Raw genomic sequence first — 26,273 nt, 5'->3', positions numbered from 1 at the left:
TTCCCCGTCAGTCCATACCCGTGCCGCTGCCGGCCAGGCTGAAGTCGTATTTAACCCTGCGGCCTTTTTCTTCGTAATCGATGGCCAGCTGGCGCGTGATATGCAGCGCCACCGTCTGACCCGGCGGGACATAGATGGCGTCAAACGTCTGGCCATAGCGGGCTTTCACCCAGTCAATGGTCTCCCGCATGCCGCCGGAGAGTGCCTTACCCAGCACTGCCTGACCGGCATCACCGGTCAGCGACGAGGTCACGCCACCATAACCGTTGGTCTGGGTGGTATTCTGGTTCTGTGCAAAGGCATCGCCAGCGGCACCGGCAGCAGCCAGTCCCGCGATGGTGGGCAGATAGGTCGAGGCATTGCTTTTGCGCGTCCCGGATATACAGGGAATACCGTTATCGTCTGAGATCCAGCCGATGCTGCTGTTATTAGCGCCCTGACTGTTCTGATTACTACTGTTTCCGTTCTGCCCCTGTCCGTCAGGCGAAGGCAGAGTCCTGACAGTGCCGTCGCTAAAGACAAAGGTGATGCTGGTAATGGAGCCCCGCACACATGACAGCGTCCAGTCCCCCGTCGCCGTGCCGGAGACAATCGCGCCTTGCACGTCGGGCAGCTCGATGCCGTTTGCCGTCAGGTTGTCTTTGCCAATCATTACCTTGAAGGGATAGGGGTCAGTCACTTTGCCATCAATGGGGATACGCCCCAGCAGCGCGGTCATGGCACGGCTCCCGACAAGCGTGGCGTTCTCAGGCAGGGTGTACACCGGGTCAGTCGCCTTCTGTGCATCCGTGAGCGGAGTCTGCACCGCTGAGGCAGTTTTCCCTGCAACCTGTTTACCTGTCTCACCCGCTTCGCTGAAGGACGTGGCAAAGGAAAATCCAGTGGCGTTATTCTTATTGCTGTCGGTCACGGCCCGGCCGCTGGCATCCACGGCAATACCGTCTTTTGGCTCAATCCACTGCAGGCCATCGGGGGAGGATGCACCGGGGGTGGCACCGGCGTTCAGTCCGCTGTCATAGCCCAGACCGATCGGAATATCGCTGCCGGGACCTGCGCTGCTGTGTCCGGGAGCCGCACCGGAACTGCCGCCGCTCTGCAGCTGAGCCATCAGCTGTTTCACCTGCGTGCTGAGGTCGGTCACCTGTGCGCTCAGCTGCTGGCGCTTTTCTGACTCACCGGCGCGTGCATTGCTGACGGCCTGATTAATCTGCGTGTCCACATTGCTGTTGGTTGTTTTCAGGGCTTTATTTTCGTCACTGAGCTTTTTGTTGTCATCTGCGAGCGCGTCGAGACGGCCCTGCACTCTGCGGAAATTGCCCACCACCGTGCGCAGCGTGTCCTGCGGCGTGTCGCCTTCAATACCCAGTGCTTTGAGGTCATCCGGGGACAGGTCTTTCAGCGTGGCGTTCGTGGCGGTATGCGAAGCGCCTGTCTGTTGCCCGCCTCCGGAGCAGGATTTCACGCCCACCACGACGGTGACAGCCAGCACCACCGGCACGGCGACTTTCACGAGAAGATTGGAGGATGGCGCCTTCATTTTTTCGCTCTCCGTTTACGTCCGTCAGCGGGCTGCAGCGAGGGTGGCTCTGCAATGAAGGCCCCCTCCGGGCGACCGGCCGTCACCAGATAGAGGACGGTTGTATCCTCGGGTGTGCCCGCGCGCCCCAGCCAGCGATGCTGAAACGTTGCCGTGACGAACTGGCCTTCCAGCACCCGGGGATCAAGAATGACCTTGCCTGCAGAACGGTTACGAACCTGCAGCGCGACGACGCTACTGCCCTGCAGGCTCCAGGCTGCCATCGGCGTGACGGTAACCGGTTCACCCGGCATCAGCGTGGTGATGACGGCAGGCAGCTTCAGTGACACCGGGCTGATACCCGGCACCGGTTCAACCGTGCGCAGCGGGCCGTACATGTTCTGTGCTGCATAACGGGTGAGCACGACAGGCAGGGGGGCATTCAGTTTTGCTGGTCTGCGATCAGGTGTTCCGCTCCCGGTATCTGCCTGTTTTGTCTCACGGCCGGTGCTGTCACCGTCGCTGCTGACGGACTGTTTATCGCTGGCGGTGGCTGTGACCACCTCGCCGTCATAGACAATTTTGACCGGATCACGCGGGGTTTTACCCGGTGCGGCTGATACATCCAGCAGGATAATCTCGCCGTTCTCCTTATTCTGCAGCTCAAGCCGCGTCACCGGAAACGCTTCGCTGGCATCGAGATACACCACGCCACCCGTGCTCTGTATGCGCAGTTTGCTGTTCAGCGTGGGCGGAAAACCCACGCGCACGTTTTTATCCACGAAGACGATGCGCTCCTGTCCGACGGTCAGAGGAACCTGCAGCGGGATACGCTCCCACTTCATCAGCTCAACAGCGTCAGCCGCCCCCGACAGGGCCAGTCCGGCGAGCAGGACCAGACAGCATTTTTTTAAGTGAATCTTCATCACTTTTTCTCCGGCTCAGGCATCGTAACGGCTTCCAGCCGTTGCGGCGTGGCCGCATAACAATCCAGAGCAAGTCCGAAGGGATTGCGCTCGGGGTCACCTTCCCAGCGCACCACCCTGAGGGGATAACGAACCAGCGCACGTTTTACCGGCTCAGTGTGGTAATACTCATCTGCCACCAGATCGAGCTGCGCAACCCAGTGATCCTGATCGAGAATGGTGACGCTGCGACTGCTGTAACCCCTTCTTGGGATCTCATACACCACGCGCACGCGGTCCCGGAGTTCGTCGCTGTTTTTACGCATCTCCGCGTCTTTGTTGAGAAAGTCCTGACAGGAGGGCGTCAGGTAAGGACTCATCTGCGCAATTTTCGCCGGGTAGTCCACCTCGCCATTTTTGGGCCAGGAATTAAGCTGCTGAAAAATGTAGAAGGCAAAACTGTAAACGGTTGACGGTGGCACCTCCCACCATTTACGCGTGCTGCCGGAACGCAGGTCCGGCGGATTATGGATGGTCAGTTCAGAGGGTGCGCGCATCCAGCCGATACCGGCCATCAGCATGCCGGCAAACAGCAGCGCACAGACAATGCGCAGGGAGAATATGTGGTTATCACGCGCGGTCATACCGTTGCGAAAGCGACTCATGACTGACCTCCGCGTTTTATCGCTGTGGTACGTTTCATCTCCCACGCCCGGCTGTTGAGGATCATGGTTCGGGAGAGGCCGGTGCGGCAGCGGATTTCCTCCAGACGTTGCCAGATGTAGTTCTCCGGCTTGCCGCGCTTGTACCCGGCAATCCAGCCGCCGCCGAAGAAAACGACGGCCAGCGGCATCAGCAGCATGCTGGAGGGAAAGGCCAGCCAGCCGATAAACGGCACCAGCGCCAGCGGCACCGCCAGCGGAATACCGGCAATGACGCCGGTGATGGCCGCCAGCAGAAACTCACCGGAGGTGAACCCTTTCCACACCACGGGCGGGTTGTTCAGTCGGTCGGGAAGAAAGTCGATGACGGCCATGTGCTCCCCTTAAAGAATGTCTGAGGCTTTGGTCGCGAGATAAATCACCACCAGAATCAGGATGATGCCGACGACCGCATACATGATGAATTCGGTCCAGGTGCCTTTGCCCTTGCGGATGTCGTGAAAGGAGGTGATGACGGCGTGCGCAACGGCGAGAAAGGCGCCAACGCTTGCGAGCAGGCCGATGGCAAGCCCGCCCATTTTGGCGTAGCCCATCATGGTGTTATAGGTTCCGCCGCCCCCGCCGGTTGTGGGCTGCTCGATGGGGGGCAGGTCGGCCAGGGCATTGCCGGCAAAGAACAGCCCTGTCAGAAGCAGGCGTTCTGCGCGGGTCCGGATGGCCCGGTAAAGTCGGAGTAACGTGGATGTCATAGCATGGTCCTTTCAGTGGAAAAACAGAAACAGCGTTGCCAGATAAAGCACAATCAGCCGCACGGCCAGCTCACTGAACTGGCGGAACGTCACCGCTTTTGAGGACAGCCCGCGGTAGGCCTGAACCAGCGACCAGGCGCTGAACAGAAGAATGACGACCGCGAGGGTGCCGAGAATGAGCGTGTTCAGCTGCGAGGGCGTAAGGCTGCTGCCGGTGCCGGCGCTCCAGCCGTTGAGCTGTGCCCCGTTCATCGCCATGCCGGCGCCTCAGCACGGTACTGTCCGGTAACAGAGGACGAGGGTGACGCGGGCTGTGCGCGGGAGGGCTCCAGATAGGCCGAGATGCCCTGCTTCATGGTGGTGATATCGTGCGTAGCCTGCTGGTAATCGAAATAAAAGCGGGCATCCTGCGTCTGGTTTGCCACCACGCGGGCCCGGTCCAGCCCGGCCTGCACCTGATCGAGCTGGCGCATCACCAGAGCAAGTTCGTCTTTCTCTGACGCGTGGCACTGCAGCACAGGCAGGGCTGCCATCAGCAGTGCTGTGAGGAATCTGTACTGACGCATTATGGGGCTCTCCGGTTAACGGGTCGTCGGGAGAGTGACGTAAAGCGGCGGGGGTTACAGCAGGAAATTCTTTATGTGGCAGCGAAAATAAATGCATGCATGTCTGCGGGCGGGTAGTGCACAACAGGAGTCCGGGCTGATGGAACGTATAATAATAAAAAAGCCCGCTTTGTTTAGCGGGCTACTGGCTCATTATTTTTCAGGGGCTCGACGAGACCCGTTTACACGAAGGCCCGGTTCAGGCGAATGCGTGTTTGATTTTACTGAACAAATCAATACCCAGCGCTTCTGCATAACGAAAAACAACGTCAAGAGTGGGGGAACTGCTACCGCTTTCGAATTTGCTAATCGCTTGTTTACTCACTCCGATTTGTACTGCGATCTTTGCCTGCGTAATTTTGCTCAGCCTTCGCCTTTGCGCCATGGCAGCAATCAGCTTTTTTCGCATCAGTACCACTTCCAGTGCTTCTGAAGTGGCCTCATCACGGAGTAATTCATTCCGGACATCGTCCCAGTTGTGCAGGTTCATTGTCATATGGTTACCTATTGATATTTCGGTAAATACATTTATTTCCCGGATTTTTTGCTTTTAACAATTGCCGCCCGCGTCATCGCTTCTTTAAAGGCTTTATATCGGGTAAGACCAATTTCTTTGTTAGCCTTTGGGGTTTTGTTGGTTTTTTTTGCAAAGATGTGGGTGATCACATAAAGGCCGTCCTGCAAATGAAAATAAAACCCTCTTAACCAGTGAGTCGGCGACTGCGTTTTCAGTTCGTAGAGTTCACCTTCAATTTTTTCGGTATCAACCATCGCATGGGCTGGGCCATACAGTTCAAAATCATCGATTGCCGAGATAAACTCCGCCCTGTTGACTGCGTCAAGACTGAACAATTCTGCACGGGCCTCATCCATCAGTTTTACAGGATGCGCTTTCTTTTTCTTATTATTCACCATGTCCAGACCGCCATCATCCTTCCTGAATATACGTCATACATCACCTGTTCATGCTGATAAAGCATACTGTTCTCGCCTCAAAAGTCAACTTAAAGGTTGACTTTTGATCTCTCCCCTTTCATTATAAAAATGCACTTTGCCCCCATAACACATCATCTTTACTTAAGGTTATAACTATGACAACGCTGGGTGACTGGTCAGAACATGACAACAAAAAGTACGTTGGTAAAATTGACCGCATTTATGTGTCAATGACAGAAGAATATGAGGTTGAGTACTTTATCGATCACTACCTCCAAAGCCGCAATTACCAGATTTCCAATGAAAACAGGGATATTGTCACCGATAAACTCGAGGCATATCCCGGCAAAGCGCCTTTCAAACGTGATGACCTCAACACTTACCTGGATAAGCTGTTTAACAAGTAAACACAAAGATGGCGGGCCAGAGAGTTTCTCTCCGGCCTGTTAACATAGCGAGCTTCGGCCACGCAGCCTGATATTACGCCCAGGCGTAATTATTTTAAATGGAATGACTTCCCGGACACGTTCAAGCATACCGGCACCGAAAGCTCTGTAACACAGAACTGCTCCCCGAACAGCAGCGTCTGCTCAGTAACTGATTTCAGGGTATTTATACTTCAGCAGTGACCACAATTCTTCCGGGATGACAGGCACCTCTCCCTGTTTCTCCGCGTCACGCAGGCACCGCAGTAGCGTTTCCAGCGGCATCAGCACCGTGAGACAATTATCCTGCAGAACAAAGTGCATCTCCTGCATCTCTGGCGAGGGTCTGATGGCGGCCACTGACCTGGCCTTATTCGGTTCAGACTGATTGACAGAATTATACTTCTCCATCGTATGTCCCCGCAGAAATTCCCTGATACAGCCTCCGTAAAACATGAAGGCGCTATAAATATTTTTTAAATGACCCCGTCACAGTGGCCAGCACGCCACCCACCAGTAATGCGGACGGCAGCAACAGCAGCTCCGGCCACACCGCCGTGGGCCATGCCAGATAGAGCATGCAGGGGCCATACAGCGCGGGTTTAATAAAACGTTTGGCATGGTGATACACAAAGCTCGATTCATATCCCGCGCCGTAACGTCTCAGGTCCCGCCTGACGAGCCCGTCAACCACACCCGTGATGACAACCAGCATAAACAGCGGCAGGCTGAGAAACAGGATCATCACCCGGATGAAAAAAATCAGCGTGACCCAGACCGTGGCCTGAAGGTACACACCCAGCCAGTTAACGAGGGAGGCTCCCAGTCCGTTCAGCGCCGGCACAAGCCCGGTGCCTTTCTCACTCAGCCCCCTGAATGACTGCAGCCAGCCGCTGAATCCGCTGTCCACAAACAGCCACTGCCAGGCCGCGTTGACCCAGCGGCTGGCCGTCTCCACCGGTGCGTTCATCAGCAGGCTGCGGGTATACTCCTCTGACAGCCAGTGACTTTCGGCCACCATCACCCGGTAACTGTGGGCGGCCCCTTCATCCGGCCACAGCAGTGCGATACAGCCATACTCGATCAGCAGGCTGACCAGCAGTGACCCCAGCAGAATCCCGAGAAGGCTCACCGGAAAATCCCAGAGCAGCAGGCCGATCGGACCGGACTGCCGCTGACGCGCAGGTGCACTGCGCTGCCCGCTTTCACTGTCCTGCTGCAACATCCGACCCTCCTGCATACGTCATGTCACCGCCCGTCCACCAGGTTTCACCGGTGTGGTAGTTTTTCTCCATGCTGTCAGCCAGATGCTTCAGGCTGGCCGGCATATGCGGATCGTCATTATCCGCCGGCAGCGGCATGCGGATCTTCCACAGCCGTCCGCCCTCCAGCAGCGCAAAGGCCTGGCCTTTCGGCAGGTTAATGACGTCGGCGGGGCTTATCATCGGCACCTTCACCAGACTGACCTGGTCGTTGACGTTGCTGTTGAAGTCCGTGCCCTCGCCGGGCCGCGAGACGTCGGTGACGCCGGAGGTCAGCGTTTTCTGGTACACGTCCACCTCCGGCAGCTGATCGGTGAGCAGCATGGCGGTATTCTTCTCGCGCACGCGCAGCATCACCAGGGTGTTGAAGTTCCCCACCACCTGATTCGCTTTCGCCGTGCTGCCGATGCGCGCCTCAATGTCTGACAGTGTCTGGGTATAGGCGGTGACCTGAAAACCGGCACCGCCCCCTTTGTTGATGAGCGGGATGAACTCATCGCCCATCAGCTCGTTAAACTCATCGCAGTGCAGGTTGATGGACACCTTTGCGGATTTCTCGTCCCCCTCATCACCGAGGCCGAACTTGTAGATATGACCGCCCTCGGACACCAGGTCCGCAAACATGCTGTTCCCGACAGCGGCGGCGACCACCGGGTCGGAGAGCGCATCGAGGCCGACATACACCACGCCGCGTGACTTGATGATGTTGTGCCAGTCCAGAATCGGACGCGGATCGTCCAGGTCGGTGTAGTCGGGGGCGAGCAGCGCGGCCGTTTTGCCGGTGGTGAGCTTTTCCAGCAGCGGCAGCAGCGAGGCGACGATTTTATCGAAGTAGGTGCGGTCGTACTGGACGGCGCTGCGCAGGCCGTCAAGCACCGGGTCCCAGAGCTTTTTCCCCTCCGGACTGCCGAGCACCTGCTCCGATACCCATATTTTCGCGCCGTTGGGCCGGCCCTGCAGGTGACGCGGCAGGTCCTTATCGCTGGCCCCGATCCCGCTCTGCATCATGGCCTCTGCCATCTCCAGCAGCTGCGGGGCTTTTTCGCTCAGCAGGTTATCCACGTAGGTCTCATACAGTTCACCGATGTTGGTGACGTAGCGCAGGATGAGGCCGTAGTCCGGGCGCTGCCCGAGGGCAACCAGCGCGCGCGTGATGATGTTGACGAACCGCCAGGCAAACTCGCGGAAGGCCGCGGAGTTGCCTTCGCCCGAGAGCTGACCGGCGATGCGGGACGCCACCTCCGAAATACGGCTGAACCGTCCGACGGCGTTGTAGCGCGCGCTGATATCGGGCCAGCCGAGGTGAAACACCCGGAAGTTATCCTGACGCCCGGCACGGTGCGCCTCGGCGTACATGCGGCGGAGCAGGTCAGCATCCCCCTTCGGGTCAAACACGATAACCACCTCATGTTCGCCGGCGGCGTTTTTGCGGCGGATGTCCTGGGTGATGAGCAGCTCTGCCAGGCGGGTCTTGCCCACGCGGGTGGTGCCGATGACCAGCATGTGTCCGACGCGTTCGCCGAGATCAAAGGTCACGGTGGTTTCATCGGGCTCCACGCCGTGGAACACAGGACTGCCGCCGACCGGGGGCAGCGGACGGAAAGGGTTAAGCACCGAATCCGTGCGGGTCAGCCGGCACAGCCAGGGAAGGCTGTGCTCCATCTTTTTCTCCATCTCGCGCGCCAGTCGGTAATGTACGGAGGGTTGCACATACACCTCGCATTCCGGGCGGCGGGCTTCCATCAGCCGCTGGGTGTGGCGCGCAGACCACTGAAACCCCCGGCCGAGAAACAGATGACGCCGGCTGACCGGGATCTGCTCACTGGTCAGCAGGTAACGGGACAGACGGCGGATGTTGCGGCGGTAGCGCAGGATTTTCAGGCCCTCACGGGTGCGCTTCAGGGCAAGCACACCAAAGCCCGCGGCCGTCACCCAGCTCACGGAAGGAGCCAGTGCCACCGCCCACGGGGCCGTCAGGCAGATGCAGGTCGCGCTGGCGGCCACGGTGGCAGAATACAGCTCCACGGCCGGACGCAGCAGGGACTCCATGACATAGCGATCGCTCATGTCCCCCCCCTGCAGGTCAGTCCCTGATAACACGGTGGCGGGCTGGCGTCTGTTTTGTTCAGAAAGTCACCCATATTTTATCTCCCCCTTCTGTTGCCGGCATTGTCTGAGAAGTAATCCGGCATCAGGATGAGTCTCCGGATGGCATAAACCAGCTCCAGGAGCAGGCCGGCAAGACACAGCGGTGTGTAGGCATACGGCAGGAGATGCAAAGTCCGTAACAGACCCGCAGCCAGCGCATCTGGTGTATAAGACGCGCTGACAAAGACCGCGAGCGGCACCACGGCCATGAGCGCAATGAGTATGAAGCACAACAGAATCAGCGGGCGCAGAATAAGCATTCTGAGCGCACAGTGCACCAGGACACAAACAACCCTGAAGGCTTTACGTACGCTCTCAGAGGTCACCATGTCACCGATAAGTTCGGGTAAAGAAGCATGGGTTTTTCGCATATCATATTTCCTTTCCGGGACAGGCTGATGGGGAAAATGGCGGGGCCGGCATGTCGCAGGGGGATGTCTGATGTTGTGACGCTTCGCTCAGCCTGCCCATCCAGCGACGATCGCCTGAAAGCAGCCAAAGCAGGTTCTGGCCGCTGATGAGCCTGATGCTGTCATAGCGGCGGAAAGCTTCACGGCTCACTTCCCCGGTCCGGCCGGTGTGAACAAACAGCCCCGGGCAACCCTCACGCTCCGTCAGCAGTCCGAATGCGGAAACGTGCGTGGCGCTGATGGTGGCACTGTACCGTTTGGCCTGAATCAGCCAGCGGCGGCCGTTTACCCAGACCTGTCCGTCTGCCCCCCCGTCACCGCTGTAGCGTGCATTACGCTGTATACGCAGACCCTGCCGGGACAGCGCCGTCAGCCGCATCTCCTCAAACACGTACGGGTTCATCTTACGCAGCCAGACCATCCGGGCTGCATCGTCACGCAGCTGCGGCAGACGGAGCAGCGCCCGTGCGGCCTGTTTCTGATAACGGCGATGCCGTCGCTGACTGACGGAACGACGGGTGAAAGGCAGCAGGAACAGCACCACCATGCCCGCCACCATCAGCGCGAACGCCCCGCGGTGAGGGCTGACCAGTTCAGCGATAAGCGAAACCGGCATCACTGTGATATCCCCGTCGCGGTGATCAGGACCGGGTAGTGTGCGAGCGCCAGCCGGCGGGCCAGATCGCCGCCATTCACGGGCACCATCGCCACCCCGGGCGCCAGCTGTCGCAGCGCATTCAGTCCGCTGTCATCCCGGACGCTGATAATCATGCCGGTCGCCTGCAGTCGTCGGAGGCCGGCGGCATGCTGCTGCAGCCACTGGCGGGAGGCCGGATCGTCACCCAGCACGAACACCGGCGGCATCCCGGGCAGGTTCAGCGGCCGTGCGGCGACGGGGCCCGGAGACATTTCGGGCGTGCTGACCGGTAGCATATCCGACAGGGAAAGGGATGCCGGCGGCGGCGGGAGCAGGGGCCCCTCCGACGTCTGACCCGGACCGGCGTTGACGGCCTCAAACAGCGGCGCGGTGGACTCGCCGCCGAGGTCACCCACCACGGTCAGTGCGGCACCGGCGCTCACTGCACCGGTCAGCAGACCTGAAAAAAGCGTGAAAACAAGGGTATAACGGAGCGTGTTTTTCATTGCGGTTCAATCCAGGTGAGAGAATTACGGGCCAGCACCAAGGGCTGGCCGCCGGCCGCCGGCGTGTCGGTTATGGCTATCTGGCTCAGCTTGCGGCGCACAATGGCCATATAGGTTGCCGCGTGCGCGCCGCCTGCCGGATGGTGGTAGCAGCCAGCCGCCCGCAGCCAGCTGCCGGGCCGGGCGTCGTAGCAGTCCCGCAGGATACGGGCCGCCGCGCGAAGATTGGTGTACGGATCAAACGCCTCGCGGTACGTCGGGAAAAACTGCCCGTTCCAGCCCAGGTTCACCTGCGCCACGCCGACATCGATGTTCTTCAGCGGCCAGCGCTGCATAAACCCGAGCAGCGCGGTAAAGGCCGCCTCGCGCGTTTCAAAGTGATACCCCTTTCCGGCCACGTTAATCGTCCAGGGCCACGGCTTTGCCCCCCAGGCGGTCCGGCGCGTGCTTTCCGCCATCGCCAACGAATAGAGCGACTCGGCCGGCACCCGCTCAGCGGCGGCAATCTGCCGGTAAGCAGCAGGAATAACCTGCAGGTCTGCGGCCTGAGCCGGGCTGCCCGTGAACAGGAGTCCGGCCGTCAGCAGCATCAGAACGCGGCGAGCTGCCATCCGTTTTCCCCCTGCTGCAGAATGACCGGCATCTGACCCTGCCCGTAACGCAGCCAGAGGCCGCCGTCGTGGTTGAGCGTTATCTGCCGGCTGCGCACCTTATCCACCGGGATGTTGTGCCGGATGGCCCACGAGCGGATGGCCGCATCGCTGCTGTCGCCGACCAGATAAATATCTACCGGCCGGTCGTCGGCCAGCACGGCCGCCAGGCGCGCATCGCAGCGGGAACAGATCTCCTTCACAAACAGGGCCAGCCGCCCCTGCGTGTCGTGTGCGATACCGGCCACATTGCCGCCCATGTTGACGGCGAGCGTTTCCGGATACAGGCGCAGCCAGGCGGCATTGATTTCACGCTGGAACGCCATTTCCTTCTCTGCACGGGCATACTCATGCTTCACCCAGAGTTCAGCGAGGCGTCTGCGCTCCGCGCTGCTGCCGGTCTCAACACCCAGCGCCGTCAGCGGATCGAGGCCCGGTGACATAATGCCGCGCTCCCCCTTCTTCAGCGTCTGATACTGGCTCCAGTCGCTGTCGGAAAGGCCCCACTGCTGTGCCTGCTGCTGCGCATTCAGCACGCCGGTGACGGACTCCTTCACCCCTGACACGCTGCTCTGCGCAGACGGCGTCTGTACCGTGACCGCGAAAGATGTGAGCGGAACCAGCAGCACGACCATTGAGGCCATTAAGGTATGTTTCATCACAGATTTTTCTCCGTTTATTCAGCCTGCAGCCGGTGTTCGCGGCCGTTCACTGTAAAGAAGGCCGCACGGCTGCCCTCCACTGACCGCAGCGTCCAGCCCATGAACCCGTCCCCCGGGGAAAGCAGGCGCATCGCCGAAATCTGCGAGGCCCCCCGGGGAATGACGACGGCAAAGGTCTGACCACCGCGGCGCTCAATGCCGGTCAGCACAAACGGTGCAGCCGGCATCGGCACCCGCCGGGCTGACCGGTCAGTCTTTTTTGCGGCAACCGCCGGCCGCGGTTTTACCGGCTCCGGGGCGGCACGGTTTTTTTCCGGCTCAGCGGCTTTCTGCGCCAGCTGCCGCCGGATTTCATCCAGCGCGGCCGAGGACTGCTGAACGTCGTGTTCCAGCGCGCTGATGCGCGTCTGCAGCAGTGCCTCAGACTGGCGGGTTTCACTGTCTGTCATCTGCATCTGCTGAACGCTGCTTTTCAGGCTGGCCTGCTCATCAGCAGCAGACCGGACGGCCGCAGGCAGTGAGCCGAGCGTGGCGACCTGCCGTTCGAGCACCTTAAGGCTCTCTTCCATAACGGACACATTCGTTGTGAGCTGACCAATCTGGCCGCTGCGGAAGGCGGCATCGAGCGTGTTGACGCGGATGGTCAGGTCCGACATCGCCCGGCCCATCACGACCAACGCAGTCAGGGCGCCGGTGAGGCTCAGGGTGAGCAGAACGATACCGCCGGTGCGGAGGATTTTCCGGGCATTGAAGGGAAACCGCTGACGCGGCATATCCGCCGCGACGGCTGGGACTTCCGGCACGCGCCCCTGAGATTCAGGCGTTTCCGGAAGCAGCCCGTCGGGCGAAGCGTGACTGAGTGACATACAGAGATTCCTTATGGCTGCACGGCAGAACGGCCATAAGGTGCAAAAATGTGCGGCGGATGACGATGATTAACTCATCAGCCGTTTATGAAGATTTTCGGAAGCACCGGCAAGAGGTTGTCCCTCGCCAGGAGTCAACGACAAAAAAACCGCACCCGGTATCCCCGGGTGCGGCATCAAAATGTCATTAGAGGTTCGTTGCAATATGGACCGCTTATAGAATCCACACATTTCCGCCTGCGGTCAAGCCGGGCTGGTGCTGTCCGCCAGCGGATCCCCCGTCATAAACGGATTGATCAGCACGCGATGCGGATCGCGCACGCTAATCTCCCCGGGCGGCGGCAGCCTTTTGCCGGCACGCGCCGCCAGCGCCTGGATGCGCAGGAGGTCAGAAGCCGCCATTCTCAGGGCATCCTCACGATTCTCCGCGCTGACCGCGGTATGCTCCAGGTCAGTCAACCGCACAGTGAAGCCCCCTCCGGAGTGCGTTATCTCCGCCGGATAGGGTACAAACAGCGTGGCGAGCTTCTGCGCCTGACGGCGCCGCGCATCGAGCTTACTCACTAACTGGGTGGCCCGCAGGTGCGTATAGCGCTTCAGCATATTCATACTTTTATGACCGGAGATAGCGGCCACCTCCATGACGTTGAGGGTGCCCAGCTCAAACAGACGGCTGACGGCCTCGTGGCGAAGGTCGTGAAAATGAAGATCGTCAATCTCCAGCTCTGCCAGCAGCACCCGCCAGGCGCTTTTAAACCCATTGGAGGTGTAGGCAAAAACCGATCCTGACACCGGCCCTGCAAACGCGTTTAACACCTGCCGCGCTTTCCAGGACAACGGTACATCGCGGGCCGAGCCATTTTTGGTGAGCGGCAGGTGGGCGATGCCCAGATGCAGATCCACATATTCCCAGCGCAGGGACAGGATCTCCCCCTGGCGCATGGCCGTTTCCAGCGCCAGCTGAACGATGGCGAGAAGCTGCGGGTTTTTCGCCCGGAGCGCGCGGACGATACGGCGCTCTTCAGATGACGTCAGGCGGCGCGTGCGACCCGGTCCCGGAGGGGGTTTACGGACGTGTTCGACGGGGTTGTGTGAACAGGTGCCCCATTCAATACGCGCGAGATTATAGAGGGCTGACAGCAGGGCCATTTCCAGTCTGACCGTATTGGGACTGACATTCCGCCCGGTACGGGAACTGACCATGTTCAGCCGCGTATCGCGATAGTCAGCAATATCAACGGACGTGACCTCATCCATGTATTTCAGCGCCAGCGCAGAGCGCTTGATGACATTAATACGGTAAAACTCCTGCAACTGCCCCCGCTTGTGCACCGATACGCTGGTGAAATATTTATCCAGCGCGGTAGCCAGCGGCATTTTTTTGATCCGGTTCCTGACCGCCATCGTATTCCCCTGAAAAATCGGGAAAGATATCACATTGCTGCCAGACATCACTGTCAATCCGGTGTGTGGAAACGGTCATCCACTGAGACACAGATCCGCAGTGCTTCCGCACCCAAGACGGTAACCGTTGACTGCAATGGTGATGAGGTTCTGGTCCTAGCTAGCTAGTTTCACTCACAAACCGCATAACTTGTGACCTGAATCGTCTGTTCTTTGGTTGAATCGCAATAGACATACCAGGATGAGTCACTTGTCGGAACAGAGGTTACTAACCACACCGAACCCTGCCCACTTGGACTGACACAATTTCCACCACCACCGGTCAGTTTTTGGGGGCCGGACATGTTGCTGTGACACCTGCGAAGCGGGTCATATTTGCTGAGGCCGCAATGATATTCTTCTCATTCACTGAATTACTGGTCCACACACCGGATTGACAGGAAAGTATGGCACCAGTTGCATCACGGCTTACCAGCCCGTTTGGTGAACAACCGGCGCCTGCCGTGTTGACTCCATCAAGCTGCAGAACCTCACCCGTGGACAGTCGTCCGTCGGCACGCACACTCCCGCCACGCACCTGACCACCGGTATAAATATTTTTGTCATTGACGGCCCGGACCCAGTCATTATCTGACATGTAAAAACCACCACCGTGGGTCTCATCGAGCCAGCCTTTACCGTCCCGCGTAATGAACCAGCCATTATTAGAACGAATATCGTTATTGGCTGTAATGGCATTACCGGCAGTGACATTTGAACCAGCAGTCACGTTCTGCCCCGTCACCGTACCGTTTGCGGTGATATTTCCACTGGCCGTTACGTTGCCGCTAAAAGCGCCCGTTACGGCATTAACTGTACCGGTATTGTTCAGGTTATTGCCGCCCATATCGATACTGGTATGCATGGTATTGAGATCGGGCTTGCCGGTGACCGAAAATCGGTAAAGCCGGTCACTTTCACCGCGTGAGACGCCCAGTTCGTCAGCGGTCAGCAGAGTGGCGATATGCCCCTGTGTGCTGCTGACACCAAACTGTGCGAGAGGAACGGTCCAGCTTCCCATTGCTCCTGTCGCAATACCCGATGTCCAGACATAACCACCCATGCCGGTGGATATATCCATTGATATCTGGCGCAGCGCAAGAAACGGAAGTGCAGATCCATCATGCGTGTAGACCATCGCCTGCAGCTGGTCGGTGTTGGTAGCATTGCGTATCACCGCAGCGGAATAAGCCTGACCGTCAATGGTGGTCTCACTGAAGCCCTGCTCCAGAAAACCAGTATTTTTCAGCATAGTGGGTGTCACAATGACCGGCGCGGTGGTAGTGGCGCTGGCGAGCAGCGTATCGTAATAACGCCCGGTATAACTTTTTACGGCCTGCGTGAAGCGGGACACCTGCGCGGAGGTATTCATCCAGGTCCGTTTCTGCATCCAGTCGCTGATAAGCGAATATCCCCATACGCTGACCAGCAGCAGAATCACTAAAGCCGCACCCGTGCTGAGAATAGCCCAGCCACGATCGGTTGTTTTTATTGAGTTCACTGGCATCACCATGTAATAAGCGGCTGATAAAGTTCAAGCAGTGTCACTGACATCGCACCGGCACACAGCCAGGGGCCCATCGGCCCGCCCTCGCTTATGCGACGGACGGATAACTGCCACAGGACAAAAAACATAACACCGGTCAGCAGGGCATATAGCCCAACGGTTCCACCGAGCCATGCGGCAATGGCGCCGGCCAGCCACACATCGCCCAGCCCAAGACACTCGCGACCATGAATCTTCGTTGAGGCATATCGCCAGCTGCCGAAAATCAACATCGCGATGACCGCAGAAAGGAGATGTTCCGTAAACCCCGGTTGCAGAAGTGCGGCAGCAAGCCCTGCAGTCAGACAGCTCACCGTCATTTCGCGGGGCAGCAGTCCCGTCAGCGCATCGGTAAGCGTCATTCTGAAAAGAAACAGGCTGATGAAAAATGACAGCAGGCGCGTCATCGCCGGTGCGGGTGCCAGCAGCATGACACTGACAGCAGCGGCATATAGCCAGACTATCGCCGGAGGCACAGGAGAACTGCGCCCGTTCCAGTTACCCGATGTCACCAGGTTAATACTGACGAGGCTCGCCATAAAATTAAACAAAACGAGGCTCAGTGGAAAAATGATGCCAAGCGTTGGCCACGGCATACTCAGCGTCAGCAGCGTCACAGTCTGATCCCCCGTTCTTTCAGTAAAAGGCGCCGGTAAATGGCATAAATCCGGTTGGCGTAAGATTCGCGCGTTTCGTGGCGATCCTGACGAAAACCAGCGTTGTAAGAACCCAGACAGTTCCAGCTGATGCCGCATACCTGAAAATGTTTCGCCAGAATCCATGAACCAATCTGCACATTGAGACAGGGACGGGTCAGCAGATCCTGTGGACTGCTGATAACCCCCTGCGCTATCAGCCCCGGGATGTGTGAGGAATTGACCTGCATCAGCCCGTAATCAGTGCTGAGCGCACGCCCGGTCTTTTTATCGCGGTTAACATTCGTAATCCCCGGACGCAGACTGCTTTCGCCGGTGGCAATGGCCTGAATCAGCAGCGGATCGATGTGGTACTTTGCCCCTGCTGCGTCAAAGCAGAATGCCCCCGCGCGGGGGCTAAGCAGGATAAACAGCAGGAGTGCAGTCAGGCGCAGCATGTCATCAGCCGTTGTGCGTGAAGACCAGGGTGTTGTTACCCGTCATGCCTGTGTCAGAGGTACAGGCTTTGCCGGCATCTTCGGCGCTGACCAGGCCGTCGCTGTAGTCGGTGCTGTTGATGTTGATGGCACTGAATGCGCCACCGGAGCCGAGCTGAGTGGCAATGGAAATACAGTCGGCCTGCGGCACTTTCTGCGTCGTGACGGAGAAACCATTATTGAATCCATTTGATGCCACCGGTGCCATGACAACCTGGCCGCCATAGCTATTCCACATCGTCGCCGTGCCGGAACTGGCCGTCCCCTGAATAGTCCATCCAGCCTTCGGCGCGCCCCCCTGCTGGATAAGCGTACCGGTCATGGAGGTGCCACTGGTAAAGTTATACCCACCCTGGGTTTGCTTGAGCTGCTGGGCATTGGTCACAACGGTCTGGATATTTGAAGTTTCCACCGCAACAGACTTTTTGCCTGAGAGACTCCAGACAAGTGCCCCGACAATGCAGATGACGATAACCGTAAACAGGGCAATGCTGCCGTGCTCAAGGATGCCCCAGCCCCGGTCTGGCTGGCGCTGATAATAATGTGATGTCTGAGATGACATAGTCGTTCCTTAATGTATGTTGAAGGTGTTCATGTCCTGAATCTGCATCACCATCAGCAGGATGAGTAAGAAGAAACTCATAATCAGAACGAGAGAAAAGAGTTTGGTAACGTTTGCCCGCCGGGCCACACGCGTCAGCGCCTGTTCGAGCCAGCGGTCGGCATAGTTAGTGATGAGTGACGCAGCACTGTTGCCTTTATCCAGCAGAGAGAGGTAGTTCACCGCCTCGCGGCTTGGGAAGTCGTAACCGCTCTGGCGCAGCGCCATACCCAGAGAGTTACCGTCGCTCATACACTCCATTGCCCCTTCGATACGCTCCTGCAGCCAGGGCGGAGCGAACTCGTTCAGGATCTGCAGCGCCTTGAGCTCCTGCACGCCGGCACCCAGCAGGGCCCCGATATTCATCAGGAACACCGCCCCCTGCAGATCTTTATAAACCGACCAGGGCAGCAGATAGTCGGCCAGACGACGCAGTTTTCCCCGCCAGCGCGGTAGCGACCAGAACGCCAGAATGACTCCCCCGACAGCGGCACCCGCTGTGGTCACCCCCCACTTATCCGTCCACTGTGCCACGCCGTTCATCAGCCCGAGCGCACCGGTCCAGCGTGCCGGGTCAGACATTTTGCTTAAGGTGGGCACCAGTGCCATGTTGTTGGCCAGCAGCAGCCCCGTGCTCAGCAGGGCCAGCGCTGACGGAAAGACCGAGGCAAAAACCACCTGACCGAGGATGCGCCGGCGGGCGACAATCAGCTTGTCAGCCTGCATCAGCGCGCCGGGAATATTGCCGGTTTCCATCCCCGCGCTGATAAGCGCTGCCTCTTCATAAGGTGCCCAGGCAGCAAGTACATCCTGCAGGGAGCGCCCCTCACGGTTGTCCTTAACCCCTTCCAGGCAGTCTTGTACCAGCTCATGATAGGGGTGCCATCGCTGACCAAAGTCGGTATGCACCTCGCCTATCATGGTCAGCGCCTCTTTCAGCGGTTTGCGGTTTTCCAGCAGGAAGCGCAGGGTTTCGTAAAACGGCTGGCGATACTGACCGGTAAACGTTGCTCTGACCAGGCGATACCGCAGCATTTCCGCCAGCGACATATCACGCTCAGGCGAAAAACGGGTCTTAACCGACATAGGGCACCTCACACTGCATGATGTCGTCCTCGTCCAGCGGACAGATAAGATCGCCTTCCACCGGGTCAACGCGCCCCTCCGCGAGATAACGCAGCAGATGCATACGGCGGGTGATACCCCCCTGGTTTACCCAGTACTGACGGGCAACGGCCGGGCCGTGAGACAACCAGAGCTGCATCAGTCGGGCATCCGTCCGGACCACCTCGGCAATGGCCGTGCGACCGGTTACGCCGCGGCTGACGATGCGGCCGGTCAGCGGCACCGTTTTCTGGCAGTGAGGACAGCCCTCATGATTACGGAAGAAAAGTTTGCTTGTGTCGCACACCCCCTCCACGGTGCAGTATTTTTCCAGGCGCGCGCGGGTTTCGCCGTCAAGCTCAGGCGCTTTCACCTGCCAGGGAATACGGCATTTTTCACACAGCAGCGGCACCAGACGCTGGCCTATCAGGCCGGTAATGAGTGCGGCATCCGCCAGAAGGTGGCGGTCAATGCCGAAGTGCTCCATACGGCGCAGGGAACCGATGGGGCTCTGGGTATGAAGGGTCGAGAACAGCGCATGGCCGGTTTCACTGGCGTAAATGGCGGCGATCAGGGAATAAAGGTCACGCATTTCGCCGTTCAGGATGGCATCCGGATCGAGACGCAGCGCGGAGGCGTTGGCGTTACTCCAGGCGCGGCTGATGGCCTCCGGCGAGTTGTCAGCTGGCGTGACGGGGGTCTGGATGGCGCCGGGGATACGTCCCTCCGGCGGGTTTTCCAGCGTCAGCAGGCGCTTTTTTCCCCCGGTCAGTTTCAGCCATATATCGCTGAACACACGCAGCGTGGCGCTTTTGCCGGAACCGGTAGGCCCGGTCAGCAGTACCATGCCTTCCGGCAGGCGCAGGATCTGCATAATGAGCTTTATCTGCTCCGGCAGAAAACCCAGCTGCGGCAGCCCGGGAATGTTATCGCCGTCATCAGGAATGAGTCGCATGACCACAATAAGCCCGTCGGGCGTGGGGCGGTGTTCATAGCGGGCGCCATACAGACCGGCACGGCGGGCAAACTTCGCATCGATGCGCCCTGACTGCTCGCGGCCAGCAAAAAATGACTGCTCGCGTACGTCGCACATGGAAAGATAGGAGGTGGAGGCCAGCGTCATTCCCTCCACATCTTTCACTTCATCCACCACTTCCAGTTCGCCGTGAATGCGCAGCTGGACGATACTGAGCTTACGGTCGGCGCTGATTTCAATATGGATATCAGACGCACTGAACTCGTTCCCCAGTCTCATATAGCTGATGACTTTATCCTGCGACACGCTGATATCACGGCTGTTAAGGTCAGCCTCATTGACGCTCTGAGACAGGGCCAGCCCCTGACGCTCTGCCACTTCACGCCGGCGGTTCAGCTCGCTCAGCGCCACAAACTCGGTTTTTGCCGTCGGATACTCGCGGGTGACATCCATCACCCAGCGCTGTATGGCCGGTTCTTTTCGCCGGTTGCCGTCGATAAGCAGCGTCACGCCGCCGGACGGATGCTGTTCGGCAAACACAAAATCCATAATATCTTTATCGGGCGTCATCGTGGCCTCAGAAGGAGAGTTCAGAATCGTCACTGAGGCGCACGAGCGTGGACGTGACCTCCGTGACCCGTTTTGAAGTGCCGGGGATCTGGTCGCCTTTTACCACCTCGGTTACGCCACCGTCCGGCAGCACAATGCGGGCGCGCAGCTGTGTGCCGCGACCATAAATCTCCTGCAGGCGTACACTGCCGGCACGCTTCTCCGTGACAGACGTCGCGGCCGGTTGTGACGGGGCCGGTTGTGTCATGAGCGGTGCTGAGGGTTGCAGGGATGTCGCCAGATAATTACGGTCGGTACTCTGACCGGACTGGCTTTCACGCAGCTGCTGTTCCAGGCGGGCTGTCTGGACTTTTTGCTCCAGAATCAGAATGCGCGCCTGTGCAGTTTCAAGTTCGCCCTGTGTGACATTGGTTGGTAACGTATCGCTTACAGTTGTGGCCCGGGCATCTCCCAGAAGAAGTGCGAACAGCATGAGAAGCCAGCCCGCTGAATTAATTCTGCGCATAAATGCTCCCCTTGATGGTGTAAGCGTACTGCCCCTTCGGGCTCATGGTGATGGACACGCTGGTCAGGCGTAGCCCCGTCGCATCAAAATCCTGCATCAGAAGCTCAGGCTGCAGACGAGAGCTGACGGAGAAGGTAAATTCCCGCCAGTCCTGTACAGGCGTGGTTTTTTCCTGGCCCGGCGCAACAGCAGGCGGCTTCACCTCTGTGAACTTCACGTCCAGATTGCGGCGCTGCAGGTGCGAAATAAAACGCATCAGCTGCGCATCCGCACCGGGCAGCACTTCATCGGTGTACTCGCCTGCGCGGTATTTACGAAAGGGGATGAAGATGTCACCGTTTTTACCCCCTTCACTGAGGTTAAATACGGCTGAAAGGCCAAACAACTCTTTGACACGCCGGGCGAAGTCTTCGACAGTTGCGCCCGGCGTGGCGATGAAGCGCTCACGCAAACCTTCAGGAAGACATTCACCGTCAGTAAAACGCCATCCGGCTACAGATGCATATAGCGGCTCACGCGTCAGCCAGCAGTTGCTGAGCAGCACTGACACCGGAGGCTGTGAGGCCCACGGGTGCGGTGCGCGGGCCGGGGCCACCTTGTTTTCCGGCGTCATTGCCATGCGGGCACGAAACGCCGCAGCTGCAGCCGCCTGTTCCGCTTTCTGTGAAGCGACGTCGTACCAGTAAGTCCCTGAGGCTACTGCGAAGGTCATCACGACAGCCGGCAGGATGAGGGACAACGGCGTAAGGCGTTTTCGCAGGCGGCAGCGCTTCAGCTGTGCACCACTCAGCCTGTCCGTGAGTGTGGTGGCATCGCGGCCATCCTCTGCCGTGGCTGCACAGCGCAGGCCCGAAGCATCTGCATCGTTAAAGCGCAGAAAGTTCTGTGCTGCAGACTCAATGAATGCCCGTGAGCCGGTCACATCACCCATCACGGAGAGCTGACCACCACTGGCGGCAAAGAACACCCACAGGTCTTCATCCCGGCTCAGACGGTAAATGCCCCAGGCATTACCGCCCTCGGACAGCTGAAAGGCCACGGCAAGGGCATAAAGGCGGTGGCGCACACGTCCCGGAGAGACTACGCCCGCCATTGATGCGTTTCCTCTGCCGGCCGTCACGCAGTGGGTGTCCGGCGAGGCCTTGCTCCGCAGACGGACCATGAATGTGCTCCGCTGCGGCACCCAGTGAAGACCGGCCATCCAGTCCCGCCGGTGGTGAGTGATACGAATACCGGTGCGGCGCGCTGTTTTTTTCTGTGATGACATAGTTACCTCAGCAGAACAGGGGTGATCATGATGACGAGCGTGGTACGGCCGCGCGTGCCTGTCTGACCGCCGCCCAGAATAAAGTTGCCCGGCGTGAACGTCCCCTGCTTATCCGCCGAGACGTTCTGCTGTTCAGAACCGGTCAGCACCAGCGTCTGGCCGGAACGCAGGTTGACCTTACGGGCGAGCCCTTCGGTAGAGGTGTCTGCTGTATCATTGCGGGTATTACCATCCCGGCTGATAAAGCTTTTGATATCCGGCGGGCTGGTATAACTGAAGGCAAACTGCAGCTGCACATCACCGTTTTCCTGAATGAAGGGCAACATGGTCATGAACAGACCGGTGGTGACGTTGGTCGTGGTCATCGTTGACGTCACCCCCACGTTGGCGGTGGCCGTCGAACTGGAGCTGGTCAGCATCCCTGTGGATTTGGAGAGCTGATAGGCCACCGGCGTCAGGTTGGCGGTCGGGTCGGTCTGGTTCAGCGCCATGCTGACGTTACCCTGCTCAGACAGGGCATGAATCAGCAGGCTGGAGCCGGAGAATTTAGCGGCATTGCCGCTGGCCGTATCAAGAATGGAGATACCAGCGCTGGCGGCGGATGAGGAGGCGTTCGCCATTGATCCGGTCAGGCTGGCACCCACGTTCTGCAGCGATTTATAGACCAGCCCCCAGTCCAGCCCCATCTGCTCGTTACGCGTCTGGTTGACGCTGACAATCTGGATATTAAGCTGGACCTGTCGGCTCAGAACCTTGTTCTGGTATTCGATATAGCGACCGATACGATTCAGAACATCGGGTGTATCCGTTACGCTGAGCGTACCGGTGGCAGACGACAGCCAGAACCGGCCGGATTTTGGCGTCACCATCTGCTCAACCGTTTTTTTGATGTCATCGTACAGGTCGCTGTTCATGCCATAGTCGGTCTTCTGGTTCGAGCTGATGTCGCCGGTTGTCCCCCCGGACGTACCGCCACCGCTGCCGAGCTGGTTACCGGAGCCGGAGTTGATGGAGGCACTGCTGTTCACCTTCGTATTAAGGATGACGAGCTGAAAAGTACGCGTATCCTGCTGGTAGAAATACACGCCGCTGCTGTCGCTGCGCCATGACAGTCCCAGACCACTCGCTGCCATATCCAGCAGCCCGCGGATATCGCCTTGATATTTCAGGCCCCGGATAAGCGAGGGGGCCTGCTGATAGGAGACCGCCTGCGCAGCTGTGGTGCCCATCTGTGACAGGGGCACGCGTCCGTTATCATCCGGTGCCGGCAGATTACCGCTCATCTGTGAAGTCACCACGCTGCCGGTGGAAACGCTGCTCAGAGCGGCAAAGGCATCCGGTGTGATGGAGACACGTACGCCGCAGAGTGCAGTGATACGCTGCCCCAGCTCAGGCAGCGAAATACCCTCCGGCCGGTTAATGGTTATCTGGCAGGCGGGCAGGTTCTTCTCATCCGGCGTGGAGATGACCGGCGTGACAGGCTGCAGGTTCACCCAGGGTTTATCGGACCAGACAACGGTGGGCTGAGTCAGGGTCTGGCGACTCTGCAGCACCCGCTGAGCGGTATCGGCCTGCCCCGTGGCCTCCTTATCCATTTTGCTGATTTCATTCAGCGAACATGATGACAGCACAAGCGCGGCGGCCAGCGCTGTCAGGCAGAAAGGTAAACGCGGCATCCGCAGCTCCCTGATGAGGTTAGTTGAGGTAAACAATGCTGCCCTCCGTCACGCCGGACGGCAGGGGCAGGTTCATATCAGTGCCATCCGCCATCCGCAGCCGCCCGCCGCTTACAGTCAGCGCCAGCGCCGAGGTCACGGACTGCGTAAGCAGTGCCGCAAACACGCCATCGGTGGCGGGCACCCAGACCCAGAGGCGTCCCCCCTGAATCACGGTCTGAATACGGCTGTCAGGCACGGGGATGATGCCGGCCTGTGCAGGTGACACCCCGCCGTCAGCCACCGTCCGGCCGTGGCGCCAGTTGTTCACCGCATCTGCGGTGCGCAGCATGTCGGTGGCAAGCTGGTCAGGCAGAGCCTGCTGCAGCGACAGCCGGACGTGTTCAGCTGAGTGACGCTGCGCATCACCGGCCATCAGCGCAATGATCAGACAGAAAGCAAATATGGGCAGCGCATAGCCCATATCAGTGCCCTCCGCCCGCGGGTGTATCGCTCACCGAAATCAGGCACTGAATGCGGTTGGCTTCGGCAAACAGAGGTTTTTCCGCTTTTCGGTAGAGGTCAAAGACCTGTACCAGGATGGATTCGAAGTTGCCGTGAAACACCAGAGGCGCATCAATGCGGTAATCCAGTGATACCGGCCAGATGACCACCCAGTTCCCGCCATTGCTGCACGTCGCCTTTGATGCCCAGCCGGTCAGGGTCTCTTTCAGTGTGGAGCCCGGCTCAGCGCGCCACGTCTGGCCGACTGGCAGGGGGGTAACCGGCGTACCCGGTATATATGAACTGGCTGTCTGACTGGAGACAGGCGGGGCCGGCGGCAGTGAGGTGACGGGACGGACTGGCACAGTCTGCCGGGCAGCGTTCACTGTAGTCGGCTGTACAGTAGCCGGATGAACTGCAGTCACAGGCGTTTTCTGAGATGAGGTTGCTTTCGGCGCAGCTGCAGGTGGTGACACCGGCGGGCTTCCGACTGGCGACAGCGCAGCAGACTTCTGAGCTACCGGTACCTTCGCCGCTGTCAGTACCGGTGACGGGACGGCCAGACTCTGCGGCTTAAGTACAGGTTTTTGCCCGGAGCCCTGGGTGATGTTGATGCGCGTATCACCGGTAAAGGGATTACGCGACACGGCATTGACTGTGCTGGCTGCCCCCGCAGTCTGAGCTGGCTGTATGACAGGCGGGAGACTGACTGATGCATGCTGTGGCGCAAGTGAGACCGGAACCGGTAACGGTGCAGCGAAGCTGCGATACTGGTCCCGCAGTTCAAAGCAGATTTCGCGGTTAACTTCATCCACCTTCAGTCGCCAGGCGGGGCCGGCCACAATCTGCAGGGCTTCACTTAGCCGGACCGGACCGATATCCCGCTGAACGGCCGGAAGTGGACGGCTCAGAAGTTCTGAAAATGCGGACGTTTTGGCTGAGCACAGTGAATAACCTGACTCCAGCAGCAGATAGCGAAAGCCTTCACCGACCGTGTTGACCAGCTGCGCCGGCATTGTGATATCGACAATCTGATTGAGCGGATCGCGCTGCGCATCGTCCGGGCGCGTGCTGACCAGCGTATAGCGATCGTACCTCACCACGTCGGGGGCACGGTTGCGGTAAATATCATCGAAGCGGGCGGGCTGCTGATAGCGGCCGGTTGCAAAGGGCGCGGGATCAGAAACGGCGCTGCTGCAGCCAGCCTGGATAACTGAACAGGCGAGGAGGGCTGCGCCCGTTGTCACACGTCTGGAAGGTACTGCCATCAGGATTCACCCCAGGATTAGTCTTAGTCAGGAGTGCTATTCTGGCGGTGAAGAAAAAACGGACAACGTGAAACTCTGACTGCCAAATAAAGAAAAAAGCCGGGACTCCGGGCCCGTCAGGCTGTCAGAGCAGGTTTTACGGGCTGCCGGAGGCTCGGCAAAACCGATGGGTATTTAAAATCCCCATAAAAAAACGCCCTCAGGCGCTTTGTGGTCAGAAATGCTGACAGATCATTCCGGGTAAAATTCCTGCGACAAAATCTGTACCATATCCCAGATGCAATCTTCAGGAAAAACATCGAGCTGTGTTTCCTGCGCGGCAGAAGACACCGCATCAGCCCAGACTGCCGCAATCCAGTCAGTATCAGAAAGCGCAGTTTTAAGACTGGGTGTTCCTTTTATATGAAGTGCCAGTGCTTTTCTTTGTTCCTTAATGGTTCGCTGCCAGCTGGAGCCACGACGCCCCGGCTGGAACTTCCATTTGAGAAGATGCGCCAGCAGAACGGCTATGCGACAGGCGAATTCGCGCTTTTCGCTTTTACCCACGTCCTCGATCTCCTCGGCGATATTAGCTATATCAATCTCAGAGAACCGACCGGCACGGAGTAAAGCCGCCTGCTCCTGAGCCCAGGCAACAATGTCAGCTTCATATCGTGTGTTCATGGTTGATCTCCAGTGACATTCCTGATTAATACGTTGTGATAGAAGAAAGATAAGAAAAACGCCGGAAAACCGGCGTTTAATGTGATTTCAGCTCCGGGTG

General features: G+C 58.7%; 32 protein-coding genes. 1 reads left to right on the top strand and 31 read right to left on the bottom strand.

The window, feature by feature from the left end; genetic code table 11:
* Positions 1 to 7 precede the first annotated feature (7 nt).
* The 9 genes from HA50_RS16950 to HA50_RS16910 all read right to left on the bottom strand — a co-directional run bounded on the left by HA50_RS16950 (position 8) and on the right by HA50_RS16910 (position 5,352).
* Positions 8 to 1,537 (bottom strand): TIGR03752 family integrating conjugative element protein, encoded by a 1,530-nt coding sequence (locus HA50_RS16950; protein ID WP_084876732.1) that lies wholly within the window; start codon positions 1,535 to 1,537, stop codon positions 8 to 10.
* The gene (locus HA50_RS16945; RefSeq protein ID WP_084876731.1) at positions 1,534 to 2,442 is read right to left on the bottom strand and encodes a TIGR03749 family integrating conjugative element protein; all 909 of its coding nucleotides are present in this window, start codon (positions 2,440 to 2,442) and stop codon (positions 1,534 to 1,536) included. Before HA50_RS16945 ends, HA50_RS16950 begins: the two co-directional genes overlap by 4 nt.
* Positions 2,442 to 3,086 carry a PFL_4703 family integrating conjugative element protein gene (locus HA50_RS16940; protein WP_084876730.1) on the bottom strand — a complete coding sequence of 215 codons (645 nt, stop codon included), beginning with the start codon at positions 3,084 to 3,086 and terminating at the stop codon, positions 2,442 to 2,444. Before HA50_RS16940 ends, HA50_RS16945 begins: the two co-directional genes overlap by 1 nt.
* A complete protein-coding gene (locus tag HA50_RS16935; protein ID WP_084876729.1) occupies positions 3,083 to 3,457 on the bottom strand; it encodes a TIGR03750 family conjugal transfer protein in 375 nt (124 codons plus the stop codon). Before HA50_RS16935 ends, HA50_RS16940 begins: the two co-directional genes overlap by 4 nt.
* Positions 3,458 to 3,466: 9 nt before the next feature.
* Positions 3,467 to 3,832, bottom strand: a complete 366-nt coding sequence (locus tag HA50_RS16930) for a TIGR03745 family integrating conjugative element membrane protein (protein ID WP_084876728.1) — start codon at positions 3,830 to 3,832, stop codon at positions 3,467 to 3,469.
* 12 nt (positions 3,833 to 3,844) lie between these two features.
* Positions 3,845 to 4,090 carry a TIGR03758 family integrating conjugative element protein gene (locus tag HA50_RS16925; RefSeq protein ID WP_084876727.1) on the bottom strand — a complete coding sequence of 82 codons (246 nt, stop codon included), beginning with the start codon at positions 4,088 to 4,090 and terminating at the stop codon, positions 3,845 to 3,847.
* Positions 4,081 to 4,398, bottom strand: coding sequence for an integrative conjugative element protein, RAQPRD family (locus HA50_RS16920; protein WP_084876726.1), 318 nt, complete (start codon positions 4,396 to 4,398; stop codon positions 4,081 to 4,083). The genes HA50_RS16925 and HA50_RS16920 overlap by 10 nt, the downstream gene beginning before the upstream one ends.
* A 238-nt stretch (positions 4,399 to 4,636) precedes the next feature.
* Complete coding sequence (locus HA50_RS16915; protein WP_084876725.1) at positions 4,637 to 4,933, bottom strand: helix-turn-helix domain-containing protein; 297 nt, start codon at positions 4,931 to 4,933, stop codon at positions 4,637 to 4,639.
* A 32-nt stretch (positions 4,934 to 4,965) separates the two neighbouring features.
* Positions 4,966 to 5,352 carry a type II toxin-antitoxin system RelE/ParE family toxin gene (locus tag HA50_RS16910; protein ID WP_084876724.1) on the bottom strand — a complete coding sequence of 129 codons (387 nt, stop codon included), beginning with the start codon at positions 5,350 to 5,352 and terminating at the stop codon, positions 4,966 to 4,968.
* Between the two features lie 176 nt (positions 5,353 to 5,528).
* Between HA50_RS16910 and HA50_RS16905 the strand changes: the two genes are divergently transcribed.
* Positions 5,529 to 5,780 carry a hypothetical protein gene (locus tag HA50_RS16905; protein WP_084876723.1) on the top strand — a complete coding sequence of 84 codons (252 nt, stop codon included), beginning with the start codon at positions 5,529 to 5,531 and terminating at the stop codon, positions 5,778 to 5,780.
* 183 nt (positions 5,781 to 5,963) lie between these two features.
* Here the strand turns inward: HA50_RS16905 and HA50_RS31160 are convergent, their stop codons facing one another.
* The 22 genes from HA50_RS31160 to HA50_RS16800 form a co-directional block, all read right to left on the bottom strand.
* On the bottom strand, positions 5,964 to 6,209 hold the full coding sequence (locus HA50_RS31160; protein WP_139810952.1) for a hypothetical protein: 246 nt from the start codon (positions 6,207 to 6,209) through the stop codon (positions 5,964 to 5,966).
* A gap of 52 nt (positions 6,210 to 6,261) precedes the next feature.
* Complete coding sequence (locus tag HA50_RS16900; protein ID WP_084876722.1) at positions 6,262 to 7,023, bottom strand: TIGR03747 family integrating conjugative element membrane protein; 762 nt, start codon at positions 7,021 to 7,023, stop codon at positions 6,262 to 6,264.
* A complete protein-coding gene (gene traD / locus HA50_RS16895; RefSeq protein ID WP_084876721.1) occupies positions 7,004 to 9,127 on the bottom strand; it encodes a type IV conjugative transfer system coupling protein TraD in 2,124 nt (707 codons plus the stop codon). Before traD ends, HA50_RS16900 begins: the two co-directional genes overlap by 20 nt.
* 77 nt (positions 9,128 to 9,204) lie before the next feature.
* Positions 9,205 to 9,579: a hypothetical protein gene (locus tag HA50_RS16890; protein ID WP_084876720.1), complete on the bottom strand. Its 375-nt coding sequence runs from the start codon at positions 9,577 to 9,579 to the stop codon at positions 9,205 to 9,207.
* Between the two features lies 1 nt (position 9,580).
* Entirely contained in the window at positions 9,581 to 10,234 is a 654-nt protein-coding gene (locus tag HA50_RS16885) for a restriction endonuclease (protein ID WP_084876719.1), read from the bottom strand.
* Entirely contained in the window at positions 10,234 to 10,761 is a 528-nt protein-coding gene (locus HA50_RS16880; RefSeq protein WP_084876718.1) for an integrating conjugative element protein, read from the bottom strand. Before HA50_RS16880 ends, HA50_RS16885 begins: the two co-directional genes overlap by 1 nt.
* On the bottom strand, positions 10,758 to 11,372 hold the full coding sequence (locus HA50_RS16875; RefSeq protein WP_084876717.1) for a lysozyme family protein: 615 nt from the start codon (positions 11,370 to 11,372) through the stop codon (positions 10,758 to 10,760). The genes HA50_RS16880 and HA50_RS16875 overlap by 4 nt, the downstream gene beginning before the upstream one ends.
* A complete protein-coding gene (locus HA50_RS16870) occupies positions 11,351 to 12,070 on the bottom strand; it encodes a TIGR03759 family integrating conjugative element protein (protein WP_084876716.1) in 720 nt (239 codons plus the stop codon). Before HA50_RS16870 ends, HA50_RS16875 begins: the two co-directional genes overlap by 22 nt.
* Positions 12,071 to 12,087: 17 nt before the next feature.
* Positions 12,088 to 12,939: a plasmid transfer protein gene (locus HA50_RS16865; protein WP_084876715.1), complete on the bottom strand. Its 852-nt coding sequence runs from the start codon at positions 12,937 to 12,939 to the stop codon at positions 12,088 to 12,090.
* Positions 12,940 to 13,182: 243 nt separating this feature from the next.
* A complete protein-coding gene (locus HA50_RS16860) occupies positions 13,183 to 14,343 on the bottom strand; it encodes a tyrosine-type recombinase/integrase (RefSeq protein ID WP_084876714.1) in 1,161 nt (386 codons plus the stop codon).
* 322 nt (positions 14,344 to 14,665) lie between these two features.
* Positions 14,666 to 15,883 (bottom strand): shufflon system plasmid conjugative transfer pilus tip adhesin PilV, encoded by a 1,218-nt coding sequence (pilV, locus tag HA50_RS16855; RefSeq protein ID WP_244193593.1) that lies wholly within the window; start codon positions 15,881 to 15,883, stop codon positions 14,666 to 14,668.
* A 5-nt stretch (positions 15,884 to 15,888) separates the two neighbouring features.
* Positions 15,889 to 16,545, bottom strand: coding sequence for a prepilin peptidase (locus tag HA50_RS16850; RefSeq protein ID WP_084876713.1), 657 nt, complete (start codon positions 16,543 to 16,545; stop codon positions 15,889 to 15,891).
* Positions 16,542 to 17,021 (bottom strand): lytic transglycosylase domain-containing protein, encoded by a 480-nt coding sequence (locus HA50_RS16845; protein ID WP_084876712.1) that lies wholly within the window; start codon positions 17,019 to 17,021, stop codon positions 16,542 to 16,544. The genes HA50_RS16850 and HA50_RS16845 overlap by 4 nt, the downstream gene beginning before the upstream one ends.
* Positions 17,022 to 17,025: 4 nt before the next feature.
* The gene (locus tag HA50_RS16840) at positions 17,026 to 17,622 is read right to left on the bottom strand and encodes a type 4 pilus major pilin (RefSeq protein ID WP_084876711.1); all 597 of its coding nucleotides are present in this window, start codon (positions 17,620 to 17,622) and stop codon (positions 17,026 to 17,028) included.
* Positions 17,623 to 17,631: 9 nt separating this feature from the next.
* Positions 17,632 to 18,747, bottom strand: coding sequence for a type II secretion system F family protein (locus tag HA50_RS16835; protein ID WP_084876710.1), 1,116 nt, complete (start codon positions 18,745 to 18,747; stop codon positions 17,632 to 17,634).
* Positions 18,737 to 20,311, bottom strand: coding sequence for a GspE/PulE family protein (locus HA50_RS16830; protein WP_084876709.1), 1,575 nt, complete (start codon positions 20,309 to 20,311; stop codon positions 18,737 to 18,739). Before HA50_RS16830 ends, HA50_RS16835 begins: the two co-directional genes overlap by 11 nt.
* 7 nt (positions 20,312 to 20,318) lie before the next feature.
* Entirely contained in the window at positions 20,319 to 20,816 is a 498-nt protein-coding gene (gene pilP, locus HA50_RS16825; RefSeq protein WP_084876708.1) for a type IV pilus biogenesis protein PilP, read from the bottom strand.
* Entirely contained in the window at positions 20,803 to 22,083 is a 1,281-nt protein-coding gene (pilO2, locus tag HA50_RS16820; protein ID WP_084876707.1) for a type 4b pilus protein PilO2, read from the bottom strand. The genes pilP and pilO2 overlap by 14 nt, the downstream gene beginning before the upstream one ends.
* Positions 22,084 to 22,085: 2 nt before the next feature.
* The gene (gene pilN, locus HA50_RS16815) at positions 22,086 to 23,759 is read right to left on the bottom strand and encodes a PilN family type IVB pilus formation outer membrane protein (protein WP_084876706.1); all 1,674 of its coding nucleotides are present in this window, start codon (positions 23,757 to 23,759) and stop codon (positions 22,086 to 22,088) included.
* A gap of 19 nt (positions 23,760 to 23,778) precedes the next feature.
* Positions 23,779 to 24,222: a type IV pilus biogenesis protein PilM gene (gene pilM, locus HA50_RS16810; protein ID WP_084876705.1), complete on the bottom strand. Its 444-nt coding sequence runs from the start codon at positions 24,220 to 24,222 to the stop codon at positions 23,779 to 23,781.
* A 1-nt stretch (position 24,223) separates the two neighbouring features.
* Entirely contained in the window at positions 24,224 to 25,510 is a 1,287-nt protein-coding gene (pilL2, locus tag HA50_RS16805) for a PFGI-1 class ICE element type IV pilus protein PilL2 (protein ID WP_084876704.1), read from the bottom strand.
* 231 nt (positions 25,511 to 25,741) lie between these two features.
* Positions 25,742 to 26,173: a DUF29 domain-containing protein gene (locus tag HA50_RS16800; RefSeq protein ID WP_084876703.1), complete on the bottom strand. Its 432-nt coding sequence runs from the start codon at positions 26,171 to 26,173 to the stop codon at positions 25,742 to 25,744.
* Positions 26,174 to 26,273 lie beyond the last annotated feature (100 nt).

This window comes from Pantoea cypripedii (genome assembly GCF_002095535.1).
GTDB classification, from domain to species: Bacteria; Pseudomonadota; Gammaproteobacteria; order Enterobacterales; family Enterobacteriaceae; genus Pantoea; species Pantoea cypripedii.
Note: the sequence above shows the minus strand (reverse complement) of the source record. Positions and strands in the feature narration are given on the sequence as shown.